The sequence below is a fragment of the Alcaligenes sp. WGS1538 genome, assembly GCF_043187505.1.
Lineage (GTDB): Bacteria > Pseudomonadota > Gammaproteobacteria > Burkholderiales > Burkholderiaceae_B > Alcaligenes.
In genome coordinates this window covers 1,118,219-1,130,493 of sequence record NZ_CP171109.1, presented here as the reverse complement: position 1 = coordinate 1,130,493, position 12,275 = coordinate 1,118,219, and the positions used below count along the sequence as shown (strand labels likewise).

General features: G+C 66.2%; 9 protein-coding genes. 3 read left to right on the top strand and 6 right to left on the bottom strand.

Translation table 11 applies throughout. The annotated features are described in order from the left end of the window. Positions 1 to 84: 84 nt before the first annotated feature. Together pgeF and ACF3ND_RS05225 are read right to left on the bottom strand one after the other, a co-directional pair. Positions 85 to 852, bottom strand: a complete 768-nt coding sequence (gene pgeF / locus ACF3ND_RS05230) for a peptidoglycan editing factor PgeF (protein WP_394064922.1) — start codon at positions 850 to 852, stop codon at positions 85 to 87. Next, complete coding sequence (locus ACF3ND_RS05225; protein WP_394064920.1) at positions 834 to 1,802, bottom strand: RluA family pseudouridine synthase; 969 nt, start codon at positions 1,800 to 1,802, stop codon at positions 834 to 836. Before ACF3ND_RS05225 ends, pgeF begins: the two co-directional genes overlap by 19 nt. 179 nt (positions 1,803 to 1,981) lie before the next feature. On the opposite strand from ACF3ND_RS05225, the gene ACF3ND_RS05220 reads away from it, so the two are divergent. Beyond that, positions 1,982 to 2,779, top strand: coding sequence for an outer membrane protein assembly factor BamD (locus ACF3ND_RS05220; RefSeq protein ID WP_394065784.1), 798 nt, complete (start codon positions 1,982 to 1,984; stop codon positions 2,777 to 2,779). A gap of 103 nt (positions 2,780 to 2,882) precedes the next feature. On the opposite strand, the gene ACF3ND_RS05215 is transcribed toward ACF3ND_RS05220, so the two are convergent. Next, a complete protein-coding gene (locus ACF3ND_RS05215) occupies positions 2,883 to 4,922 on the bottom strand; it encodes an ATP-dependent DNA helicase (RefSeq protein ID WP_394064918.1) in 2,040 nt (679 codons plus the stop codon). A 277-nt stretch (positions 4,923 to 5,199) separates the two neighbouring features. Between ACF3ND_RS05215 and ACF3ND_RS05210 the strand changes: the two genes are divergently transcribed. Next, entirely contained in the window at positions 5,200 to 7,557 is a 2,358-nt protein-coding gene (locus ACF3ND_RS05210) for a Tex family protein (RefSeq protein ID WP_394064916.1), read from the top strand. Between the two features lie 3 nt (positions 7,558 to 7,560). Then, complete coding sequence (locus tag ACF3ND_RS05205; RefSeq protein ID WP_394064914.1) at positions 7,561 to 8,076, top strand: hypothetical protein; 516 nt, start codon at positions 7,561 to 7,563, stop codon at positions 8,074 to 8,076. 68 nt (positions 8,077 to 8,144) lie between these two features. Here the strand turns inward: ACF3ND_RS05205 and ACF3ND_RS05200 are convergent, their stop codons facing one another. From ACF3ND_RS05200 to lpdA, 3 genes are all read right to left on the bottom strand, one after another. Continuing rightward, a complete protein-coding gene (locus ACF3ND_RS05200) occupies positions 8,145 to 9,470 on the bottom strand; it encodes a tryptophan--tRNA ligase (RefSeq protein WP_394064912.1) in 1,326 nt (441 codons plus the stop codon). Between the two features lie 33 nt (positions 9,471 to 9,503). Then, a complete protein-coding gene (zapE, locus tag ACF3ND_RS05195; protein WP_394064910.1) occupies positions 9,504 to 10,595 on the bottom strand; it encodes a cell division protein ZapE in 1,092 nt (363 codons plus the stop codon). A gap of 120 nt (positions 10,596 to 10,715) precedes the next feature. Further along, positions 10,716 to 12,143: a dihydrolipoyl dehydrogenase gene (gene lpdA, locus ACF3ND_RS05190; protein WP_394064908.1), complete on the bottom strand. Its 1,428-nt coding sequence runs from the start codon at positions 12,141 to 12,143 to the stop codon at positions 10,716 to 10,718. Positions 12,144 to 12,275 lie beyond the last annotated feature (132 nt).

Sequence of the window (12,275 nt, the reverse complement as noted above, 5' to 3'; positions counted from 1 at the left end):
GTCAATTGGGGTAATTAATTAGGTTATTCAGCCAATATTAATTATTCGCTAATCCCATAATGTCCGGATCCTACCGACGCCATGTTACGCGCCGGTTAAGCGCACGATGGTGGCCTGCCGCCCGGTGCGGGGAGAACGGCGATATGAATAGAAACGGTCGTGCTCCTGAAAAGTGCACAGGCCGCTGAGATGCACCTGGATATCGCCCTTGCAGAGAAACTCCAATTGCCGGCGGGCGATTCCCGGCAAATCCGCCTGCCATTTGCCCGGTACGCGGCCCTGAATGAAAAAGGGCCGGTTTGCCTCATTGTCCTGGACGAAAGCCTCGAACACCTCCTGCCCCACTTCGAAGCAGGGCTGGCTGATGGCCGGTCCTATCCAGGCGCGCCAGGACCGGGCCTGGGGACAGCGCCGGCGCATCATGTCCAGCGTGCGCGCCAGCACGCCGGCCTGCAGGCCCCGCCAGCCCGCGTGCGCGGCGCCCGCCACGCGCGCCTGCTCATCCCAGATGACGACCGGCAGGCAATCGGCGGTCAGGATGGCCAGCGCGCGGTCCGCGCGGGTGGTGACGGCGGCATCGAACGTGCGCGGCGCCTCGGGCAGGACATCCTGGTCGGCGTCGAGCACGTCGGTGCCATGCACCTGCTGCAGCCAGACCGGCTCGATACCCATAAAAGCGTTCAGCCTCCGCCGGTTCTCCTGCACGAGCTGCGGATCGTCGCCCGTGTTCAAACCCAGATTCAGGCTGGCCCGCTCGTCCCGGCTGACGCCGCCGGCTCGCGTGGTGCAGAAATAAAGCAGCCCGGACTGAGCCGGGCCGCTGACAGTGGGGATCAAGGGCGGGAATTCCATTCGACAGTCTCCTGGACGGACTGGAAATCAGAAGGCGGAGGCGCCATGAAGGACTGGCGCTCGCCCGTGTCGGGATCATCGAACTGCAGGACATGGGCGTGCAGCATCTGGCGCTGGGCGCCCGCGATCATGCGCCCACCATACAAGGTATCGGCCAGCAGGGGGTGGCGTATGGAGCTCAGGTGCACGCGGATCTGGTGGGTGCGGCCCGTCTCCAGCCGGCAGGCCACCTCGGTCACGGCTTCGTCACCGGGCGCGTAGCCCTGGCGCAGCGTCTGGTAATGGGTGACCGCGGGCTTGGGCGCGATGGAAGCGCTGGCGCTCATGCGCACCGGCACGCGCGCGTCGCGTCCGATGGGCGCGTCCACCGTGCCCTGGCCCGGCAGCACGCCGTGCACCAGAGCCAGGTACTGCCGGCCCATGCTGCGTTCCTGCAACTGGCGCACGAAATGCGTCTGCGCCACTTCCGTTCGGGCCACCACCAGCAGGCCCGAGGTATCCTTGTCCAGCCGGTGCACGATGCCGGCGCGCGGCACCTGGCGCAGGGCCGGGTAACGGAACAGCAGGCCATTGAGCAAGGTGCCGCGCCAGTTGCCCGCGCCCGGATGGGTGACCAGGCCCACGGGCTTGTTCACCACCAGCCAGGAATCGCTCTGGGCCAGCACCTCGAAAGGCACGTCATCCGGCTCGAACGCCATGTCCTCGGGCGCCTGCTGCTCCCATACCAATACCGTATCGCCGGGGTAGACGGTATGCTTGACCTTGACGGTTTCGCCATTGACCAGGACATGCCCGTCCTCCACCCACGATTGCAGGCGACTGCGCGAATGCTGGGGGATCAGGCGCGCCAGCGTCTTGTCCAGGCGGTCCGGCGCAGCATTGACGGGAAGGATGAAACGCAGCGGTTCCGCGGAAAAAATACTATCTTTTTCGGTATCTGTGTCAGGCATGGCGACAAATCATATAATTGACCAGCAATGCTAACACCAAGGATGCTTTTGTGACTCGTCTGAACCTCGACTTGCCGCGCGCTCGTGGCACCAAACAGGCTCCCACGCCGCGCAGGCTTTCGCCTGCTTGCTGCCCCCCGAAGGGGAGCGTTTCACCTTGGAGCGGTCCGGCGGCGAAACTGGCCCGTCTGGCCGCAATGATGGCTGCTGCCGCCGTGCTGGCAGGCTGCGGCGCCACCAAGAAGGACGTTGATCCCACGGCAGGCTGGACGGCCGAGCGCCTGTACCAGGACGCCCGCCAGGAAATGTCCGCCGGCAACTGGAAAGACGCCCGCACCCGCCTCGAGGCGGTCGAGTCCCGCTACCCCTTCGGCACCTACGCCCAGCAGGCGCTGATCGACCAGGCCTACATCAACTGGAAGGACGAAGAGCCCGCCAAGGCCCTGGCCGCCATCGACCGTTTCCAGAAGCAATACCCCAGCCACCCCGGCACGGACTACATGCTGTACCTGAAAGGCCTGATCTCCTTCACGCCGCCCAGCGCAGCCCTGTCCAACATCACGCAGCAGGATCCCAGCGAGCGCGACCCCAAGGGCCTGCGCGAATCCTACGAAGCCTTCCACGAGCTGCTGCAGCGCTACCCCAACAGCCGCTACGCCCCCGACGCGGCCAAGCGCCAGACCTGGCTGGTCAGCACCATCGCCCAGAACGAAGTGCACGTGGCCGAGTACTACTACAAGCGCGGCGCCTATGTGGCCGCCATCAACCGCGCCCAGACCGTCATCACCGACTTCAAGGGCGTGCCCATCGCGGAAAAAGCCCTGTACCTGATGTATCTGTCCTACGACAAGCTGGGCCAGACGGACCTGCGCGACGACACCAAGCGCGTGCTGGACGCCAACTACCCGGATTCGCGCTACTTCAAGGACGGCCTGGACGCCAAGGTCAACTACTGGAACCCGATCAACTGGTTCTGATCGTTCCCAGGCATCCGGCAAAGAAAAACCCGCAAGCAATTGCGGGTTTTTTTCTTTGCCTTGTCGGCCTGCCCGAGGGCGTCGGACGCCGATGCACGGCGGCTTACTCGGGCGCTTCCTCTTGCTGCGCCTGCGCCGTCCGGCGCTTCTGCTTCTGTTCGCGCAGAAAGGCCAACGCACGGGCCGGGTCGCGGGTGCGGGCGAAAGGCGGCAGGCCGCGCCAGAGCAGTTTGCCATAGGGCTTGTCCACGATGCGCGTGTCGCCCACCATCAGCACGCCCCAGTCGCGTTCGGTGCGGATCAGGCGGCCGGCGCCCTGCTTGAGGGCGATGGCTGCCTCGGGCAACTGGTACTCCATGAACGGGTTGCCGCCGCGCTCCCGGCAATCGTTGATGCGGGCCTCCAGCACCGGGTCGTCGGGCGGCGCGAAAGGCAGCTTATCGATGGCCACCAGGGTCAGGGCATCGCCCGGCAGGTCTATGCCTTCCCAGAAGCTGGCGCTGCCCACCAGCACGGCATTGCCGCGGGCGCGGAACTCGTCCAGCAGCACTTGCCGGGAGCGCTCGCCCTGGCGCAGCACGCTGCGCTCGATGTCGCGCTGGTCGAACTTGTCCCTGAGCATGTCGGCGATGCGCTCGACCGAGCGCAAGGTGGTGCACAGCACCAGCACGCCGCCCTGCCCGGCTTCGATCAGGGGCAGCAAGGCGTCCACGAACGCCTCGTTGAAACGCGGGTGGCTGGGCAGCGGCAAGGTGCTGGGCACATAGAACAGGGCCTGGTTGGCATAGTCGAACGGCGAGGACCAGGCCTCGGTGCGCGCGTCGAACAAGCCCAGCTGGCGCTTGAAATGATTGAAGTCTCCGTGCACGGACAAGGTGGCGGAGGTCAGCACCCAGGATTGTTCCTTGCCGCGGTAGCGCGAAAAGATATTGGCCACCGACAGCGGCGCGCTGTGCAGGCGCAGGTAGTGCTGGCCGCTTTCCACCCAGCGCACGGCCTGGTCGGCCTGCTCGCGCTCCTGGGAGTCGTCGGGCAGGTAGGCATGGCGGCCCTGGCGATCCGGCTGGCTCCACTGGAACAGGCGAGCGCGCAGGTCCAGCGCCCCCTTGTGGGCGGCGGCCAGGTCCGGGTGGCGCTCGGCCACCATGGCCAGCATCTTGATGACTTTGTCGAAGGTCTCCAGCAGCTGCTCCAGCGCCTCGTCGAAGGCCTCGGGCTCGGGCAGCGCCTGGAACGTGGCGCGTCCGCCCTGCGCGGCCAGCGACGCCGTGCGCAGATGCAGCTCGCGCGCGGCCTGTTCCAGCTTGCGGGACACGGCGCTCCAGTCCACGGTCTCGCGCGCCTGGGCCAGGCCCGCCGCCTCGATCTGGCGGCACAGGTCCACGATCTGGTAGAGCGAGACGCTGCTGCCCAGGAAACGGGTGGCCACATCCGGCAACTGGTGGGCCTCGTCGAACACCACCAGGTCCACGCTGGGCAGCAGGTCGGTGACGCCTTCCTCGCGCAGCGCCAGGTCCGCCATGAACAAGGCATGGTTGACCACCACCACATCCGCCTCCTGCGCATGGCGGCGCGCCTTCATGACGAAACAGTCGCGCACGAAGGGACAATCCTGCCCAAGGCAATTCTCGCGCGTGGAGGTGACGCGGTGCCAGATGTCGGCATCCTCGGGAACTTCGGCCAGCTCGCCCTTGTCGCCGGAGCGGCTGCGCTCGGCGAACAGCTGGATGGCGCGCAGGTAGCCGATCTCGGCGCGCGACTTCAGGGCGCGGTCGTCCTGGCCCAGCCGCTCCAGATGGTAGTGGCAGACATAATTGCCGCGTCCCTTGAGCAGGGCCACGTCCACCGGCAGGGCCAGGGCCTTGCGCAGGTGCGGGATGTCGCGCCGATAGAGCTGGTCCTGCAGCGTGCGGGTTCCGGTGGACACGAGCGCCTTGCCCCCGCCCATGAAGACCGGCACCAGGTACGCCCAGGTCTTGCCCGTGCCCGTGCCGGCCTCGGCAATCAGCACGCCCGCCTCCGACACCGTCTGGCTGATGGCCTGGGCCAGCTCCAGCTGGGCCTGCCGGGGACGGTAGTGGGAGACGGATTCCGCCAGGGGTCCCTGGGGAGAAAAAATATCGGAATAATCCTGCAACAGCATGGGGCAAACGACCGGAAGTGAAAGGTGACCACGCGCCAAAGCATATACCCCGGCCTTCAGGCCGGGATCAAGCGGGGCATTGTCTTTTAACTGGCGCCAAAGGCGCTCCTAACCAGTGTCGGAGAAGCTCCGGCCTGAAGGCCGGAGTTCTTCACGGCAGCAAGAACTGTCTACAATCACAGTGGATACATACAAGATGATACTCGTCATTCCTGCTTCGCCGCTGAGCTTTATGGCAAAATGCGGCGCTTGAAGACCCTTTTACAACGATGGACCCATGACTGAAACGACTGTGGAAACCCTCGCCCAGGAACAGGATCAACAGCAGATTCTGGCACTGCTGGCCACCGAACTGAACATCCGCGCCAACCAGGCGGCCGCCGCCGTGGAGCTGCTGGACAACGGGGCCACCGTCCCCTTCATCGCCCGCTACCGCAAGGAAGCCACGGGCGGGCTGGACGACAATGTGCTGCGCGAACTGGAAGTGCGCCTGATCTACCTGCGCGACATGCAATCCCGCCGTCACGCCATCCTGGACTCCATCCGCCAGCAGGGCAAGCTCACGGCCGAACTGGAGCAGGCCATCCTGGCCGCGGACACCAAGCAGCGCCTGGAAGACCTGTACGCGCCCTACAAGCCCAAGCGCCGCACACGCGCCCAGATTGCCCGCGAGGCCGGCCTGGAGCCGCTGGCCGACGCCATCCTGGCCGATCGCAACGCCGATCCGCTGGCCCTGGCCGAAGGCTACCTGAATCCGGAAGCCAAGGTGGACACGGCCAAGGCCGCGCTGGACGGCGCGCGCGATATCCTGGCCGAGCGCTTCGCCGAGCAGGCCGACCTGCTCGAGGCCATGCGCGACTACCTCTGGAAGTCGGGCCATCTCTACTCCAAGGTCGCCGAAGGCAAAGAGCAGGAAGGCGACAAGTTCCGCGACTGGTTCGACTTCAATGAACCCCTGCGCCAATTGCCGTCGCACCGCGTGCTGGCGCTGCTGCGCGGCCGCCAGCAAGGCGCGCTGGAGCTGCGCCTGGGGCTGGACCCCGAGACGGACCAGCTGCTGCCCCACCCTTGCGTGCTGAAAGTGGCCGAACTGACCGCCATCGGCGCCAGCTTCGCCGCCGATGCCAGCCCTCGCGACCATTGGCTGGCGGAAGTCTGCCGCTGGACCTGGCGCGTCAAGCTGCTGACCGCCTTCGAGACCGAACTCATCGGCCGCCTGCGCGAGCAGGCCGAGCAGGAGGCCACCCGCGTCTTCGCCGCCAACCTGCGCGACCTGCTGCTGGCCGCGCCCGCCGGCCACAAGGCCGTACTGGGCCTGGATCCCGGCATTCGCACCGGCGTCAAGGTGGCCGTGATCGATTCCACCGGCAAGGTGCTGGACACCGCCACCGTCTACCCCTTCGAGCCGCGCCGCGACCGCGAAGGCGCCCTGCGCACCCTGGCCGCGCTGGCCACCCGCCACAAGGTCGAACTGGTGGCCATCGGCAACGGCACGGCCTCGCGCGAGACCGAAAAGCTGGTCGCCGACCTGCAGCAGGCCTTCCCGCAGCTGCCCCTGACCCGCGTGGTGGTGTCCGAAGCGGGCGCTTCGGTGTATTCCGCCTCGGAGGTGGCCGCCCAGGAATTTCCCGACATGGACGTGAGCCTGCGCGGCGCCGTCTCCATCGCCCGTCGCCTGCAGGATCCCCTGGCCGAACTGGTCAAGATCGATCCCAAGTCCATCGGCGTGGGCCAGTACCAGCACGATGTCAACCAGCGCGAGCTCGCGCGCAGCCTGGACGCCGTCGTGGAGGACTGCGTGAACGCCGTGGGCGTGGACGTGAACACCGCTTCTTCCGCGCTGCTGGCGCGCGTCTCGGGCCTGAACAGCACGCTGGCCAAGAACATCGTCAGCTGGCGCGACGAGAACGGCGCCTTCCAGAGCCGCCAGCAGCTGCGCGACGTGCCCCGCTTCGGCGAGAAGGCCTTCGAGCAGGCGGCGGGCTTCCTGCGCATCCCGGGCGCCAAGAATCCCCTGGACGCCTCCGCCGTGCACCCGGAAGCCTACCCCGTGGCCGCCCGCATCCTGGAGCGCCTGCAGGCGGACGCCGCCAGCGTCATGGGCAAGGCAGGCGCCCTCAAGGGCCTGTCGCCCTCGGACTTCACCGACGAACGTTTCGGCCTGCCCACGGTGCGCGACATCTTCAATGAAATCGAGAAGCCCGGACGTGACCCCCGTCCCGAATTCAAGACGGCGCAATTCCAGGAAGGCGTAAACTCTCTTAATGACCTGGCGCCGGGCATGGTGCTGGAAGGCGTGGTCACCAACGTGGCCAACTTCGGCGCCTTCGTGGACGTGGGCGTGCACCAGGACGGCCTGGTGCACATCTCGGCCCTGTCCGACACCTACGTCAAGGACCCGCGCGACGTCGTGCGCGTAGGCCAGACCGTCAAGGTCAAGGTCCAGGAAGTGGACATCGCCCGCAAGCGCATCGCGCTGACCATGCGCCTGAACGACGACAGCCCCGCGGGCGGGCGCCGCAGCGAGGCCGGCGGCTCCGCCGCACCGCGCCGCAGCGGGCCGCGCCCCGCCCGCCAGACCGACAGCGCTCCCCAGGGCGCCATGGCGGCCGCCTTCAGCAAACTCCGGAGATAAGCCATGACCACCACCGAGCGCCTTTCCTCCCTGCAGCGCCTGCTCAATCTCCTGACCGGATTCGAGCAGCACGAACAGGACATCCAGGACATCAGCCAATCCATCCTGAACGCCTGCTCCAGCCCCGCCGCCATGGGCGAAGCCTACGGCAGCCAGGCCCGGACCCTGATGGAGCATGATCCCGAAGGCGCCCTGGTGCTGGCCATCAGCTACGAGCTGGACGACTACCTGGCCCTGGCCGACACGGTGGACGAGCTCTGGGAGGAAATCCAGGCCGCCTTCGAGGCGCGCGACATGCCTCCCTTTCCCTACGACGACATGCCCTTCCAGGACGTGGAGGGCTTCTTCGACTGGGCCGACCAGCAATTGCTGGCCTGCCACCCCGACTATGGCCTGCTGGAATTCGCGCAAAGCTACGACGAGGAATTCCAGCTCATCCTGGTCAAGCGCGAACACACGCCCGAAATCCTGCGCCTGTGCCAGGAGCTGGGCATCCCCGCGGAGCCCTGCTGGAAGTAGGCCGCACGGCCATGAAAAAACGCCTGCAGCAATGCAGGCGTTTTTCTTTTGAGGCCTTGCGCCGGGGCTTACTCGTCGCGGAACGTGGCCAGGGCCTGCTCGATCGCCTCCCGAGCGCCGGCGTCCAGTTCAGCCACGACCTGATCCTGCCATTGCACCGTCAGGCGGCCGTCCTGCACGCGCAGCAGATCCGCCGCCGCCTCGCCCTGCAGGGCCTTGATCACGGCGCCGGCCTGCTTGGGATCGGCATAGGAGCGCGACAGGAACAGCTCCTGCCCATCGGCATCCATCAGGCGGAAGCGGAAAGAGCCGTCCTCATCGCGAAAGTTGACGAAGCGGGCCTTGCGGACCTTGGCCTCGGGCTTGGCGCCGGCCGTGCTCAAGGGATCGCGCAGACCCACGGCGGCCTTCAGTTCGTGAATGAAGGGAGTGGCGTAGGAGCGGGCCTTGCGGGCGCCGACCTGCAGCAGTTCCTCGATGTCCTGCGGACGGGCCATCAACGCTTCGTAGCGCTCGCGCATGGGCGCGATCATGGTTTCCAGCAAGTCGTACAAGGCCTGCTTGGCCTCGCCCCAGGCCAGCCCGTCCAGCAGCTGCTGGCGGAAGGCCTGGCTCTGTTCGCGGGTGGAAAAAGCCTGGTACAAGGCCATCAGGTGCGAATCGTCGGGATTCTTGGCCTCGCCGGGCCCCTTGGAGTCGGTGACGATGCGCGCGATGGCCGACTTCAGGGCTTTCCGGCCGCCTTCGAACAGGGGAATGGTGTTGTCATAGCTCTTGGACATCTTGCGCCCGTCCAGGCCGGGCAGCAGGGCCACGTCCTCCTCGACCTGCACTTCGGGCAGCACGAAGAAATCCTTGCCGCGCCCGTACAGGTGGTTGAAGCTCTTGGCGATGTCGCGCGCCATCTCCAGATGCTGGACCTGATCGCGGCCCACGGGCACCTTGTGGGCGTTGAACATCAGGATGTCCGCGGCCATCAGCACGGGATAGCTGAACAGGCCCATGGTCACGCCGTCGTCCGGCTCGGCGCCGGCCAGCTCGTTCTTGTCCACGGAAGCCTTGTAGGCATGGGCGCGGTTCATCAGGCCCTTGCCGGTGACGCAATTGAGCATCCAGGTCAGCTCGGGGATTTCAGGGATGTCGGACTGCCGGTAGAACGTGACCTTCTCCACGTCCAGGCCGCAGGCAATCCAGGTGGCGGCGATGGCCCGGCGCGAGACGGCGACGCGCTCGGGATCATCGCACTTGATCAGCGCATGATAATCCGCCATGAAGAAGAAAGCGTCGACGTCGGCCTGCTGGCTGGCCCGGATGGCCGGGCGGATGGCGCCGGCGTAATTGCCCAGGTGAGGGATACCGGTCGTGGTCACTCCGGTCAGTACTCGAATCGTCATGAGAATTGCACTCGTTAAACAACGTGGTGGGAATCAGAGCGTCACCGCCTGGCGCCGTTCGGACTCCAGGTATTCGCGCGACTGCATCTCCAGCAGGCGCGAGACCGTGCGGTGGAACTCGTTGGCCATGGGGCCGTCCACGTACAGCTCCTCGGCGGGAACCGCGGCGGACATGATGAATTTGACCTTGTGATCGTAAAAAACGTCAACCAGCCAGGTGAAGCGTCGTGCCGCCGAGGCGTCGCGCGCCGTCATGCGCGGCACATCCGACAGGATGACGGTCTGGAAGCGCGTGGCCAGTTCCAGATAGTCGTTCTGCGAGCGGGCGCTTTCGCACAAGGTGGTGAAGTCGAACCAGACCACGGAGCCGGACAGGGCCACGGCGCGCAGCTCGCGGTTCTCCACCGTCAGCACCGGCTCCAGCGGCGCCGTGTCCGACAGCGAGGCGAAAATCGCCTGCAACTGGGCCGTCGTGTCCTCGCTCAGCGGGGTCAGGTAGGTATGCACCTGTTCCAGGGCGCGGCGGCGATAGTCCACGCCGGTGTCCACGTTCATGATGTCCAGGTTCTTCTGCAGCAGGGCGATGGCCGGCAGGATGCGGTCGCGGTGCAGGCCGTCCGGGTACAGCGTGGAAGGCTCGTAGTTGGAGGTCATGACGAAGGACGTGCCGCGCTCGAACAGGCCCAGCAGCAGCTTGTACAGAATCATGGCGTCGGCCACGTCCGAGACGTGGAACTCGTCGAAGCAGATCAACCGGTAGCGCTTGGCGATGCGCTTGGCGACTTCGTCCAGCGGATCGCTCATGCCCTTGACCTGGTCCAGTTCCTTGTGCACGCCGCGCATGAACTCGTGGAAGTGGATGCGCGTCTTGCGCTTGAGCGGCACCGTCAGATAGAAGGCGTCCATCAGGAAGCTCTTGCCGCGCCCCACCCCGCCCCACAGGTAGACGCCGCGCGGCACGGCGGGCCGCGACAGCAGGCGGCGCAAGGTGCTCGAACGGGCCCGGCGATACGCCACCCAATCGTCATAGAAGCGCTGCAGGCGCTCGATGGCGGCCTGCTGGGCGCTGTCGGCGCGGTAGCCTTTCTCGGCCAGGGCCTGATGGTAATACTCTCGAACGTTCATGACACCGGAAACTGAAAAAAGCCTGCCTGCGGTTGCTACCCGGGGGCAGGCCGAAGACGGCCCTCGGACAAAAAAGGGCGAGCACGTGCCCGCCCTTTCCTGAAACACACTGAAAGTCTATCAGAAGTTCAGCGCGCGCTTGTCCACGGCCAGGGCCGCTTCCTTGACGGCTTCGGACAAGGTGGGGTGCGCATGGCAGATGCGGGCGATGTCTTCGGCGGCGCCGCGGAACTCCATGATGGCGACGGCTTCGGCCACCAGCTCGGAGGCCACTGGTCCGACGATATGCACGCCCAGGACCTCGTCGGTCTTGGCATCGGCCAGCACCTTCACAAAGCCGGTGGTGTCGCCCAGCGCGCGGGCGCGGCCGTTGGCCATGAAGGGGAAGCTGCCGGCGCGGTAGGCGCGGCCGTCGGTCTTGAGCTGCTGCTCGGTCTTGCCCACCCAGGCGATTTCAGGCGAGGTGTAGATGACCCAGGGCACGGTGTCGAAGTTGACGTGCGGCTGCTGGCCGGCCAGGCGTTCGGCCACGGCCACGCCTTCTTCTTCGGCCTTGTGGGCCAGCATGGGGCCGCGCACCACGTCGCCGACCGCCCAGATGCCGGGCAGGCTGGTGGCGCAGTCGTCGTCCACGACCACGAAGCCGCGTTCATCGAGCTTCAGGCCAATGGTCTCGGCGCCCAGGCCGGCCGTGTTGGGCACGCGGCCGATGGATACGATCAGCTTGTCGGCGTCCAGCTTCTGCTCGGCGCCGGCGGCGTCCACGTAGCTGATGCTGACCTGCTTGGCGGTCTTCTTGATCTCGCCGACCTTCACGCCCACATTGATCTTCAGGCCCTGCTTGGTGAGGGCCTTCAGGGCTTCCTTGGCCACGTCGCGGTCCACGGCGGACAGGAATTCGGGCGCGCCTTCCAGGATGGTGACGTCCGAACCCAGGCGGCGCCAGACGCTGCCCAGCTCCAGGCCGATCACGCCGGCGCCGATGATGGCCAGCTTCTTGGGCACCTTGGGCAGGCGCAGCGCGCCGTCGTTGGACAGGATCTGCTCTTCGTCGAACTCGGCGCCAGGCAGGGCGCGGGCCGAGCTGCCGGTGGCGATGATGACGTTCTTGGCGACCAGCTCTTCGGCATTGGCGCCGGCCACGTTGACCGACCAGCCGCCGTCGACCTTGGCGCCGAACGAGGCGGTGCCGTGGAAGAAATTGACCTTGTTCTTCTTGAACAGATAGAGGATGCCTTCGTTGTTCTGCTTGACCACGGTGTCCTTGCGGCCCAGCAGCTTGTCCAGGTTCAGGGAAACGCCCTTGACCTCGACGCCGTGGTCAGCCAGGTGCAGGTTGGCATGTTCGAAATGCTCGGACGATTGCAGCAGCGCCTTGGAAGGAATGCAGCCGACGTTGGTGCAGGTGCCGCCGGGGGCCGGCTTGCCGTCCGTGGTGGACCAGGCGTCCACGCAGGCCACGCTCATGCCCAGCTGGGCGGCGCGGATGGCTGCAATGTAACCGCCGGGACCGGCGCCGATAACAACGACATCAAACTGTTTTGCCATGAGAATTCCATAGAAGTGGAAGGGTTTCCGGGACCGCCCTTCGACTGGGCGGGAAGCAATCGGGCCGGTCGCGCCGGCGCCCCGGGGGCCCTTCATGAAACAGGATCGGCCAAGGCTCGGAATCAAGCACTT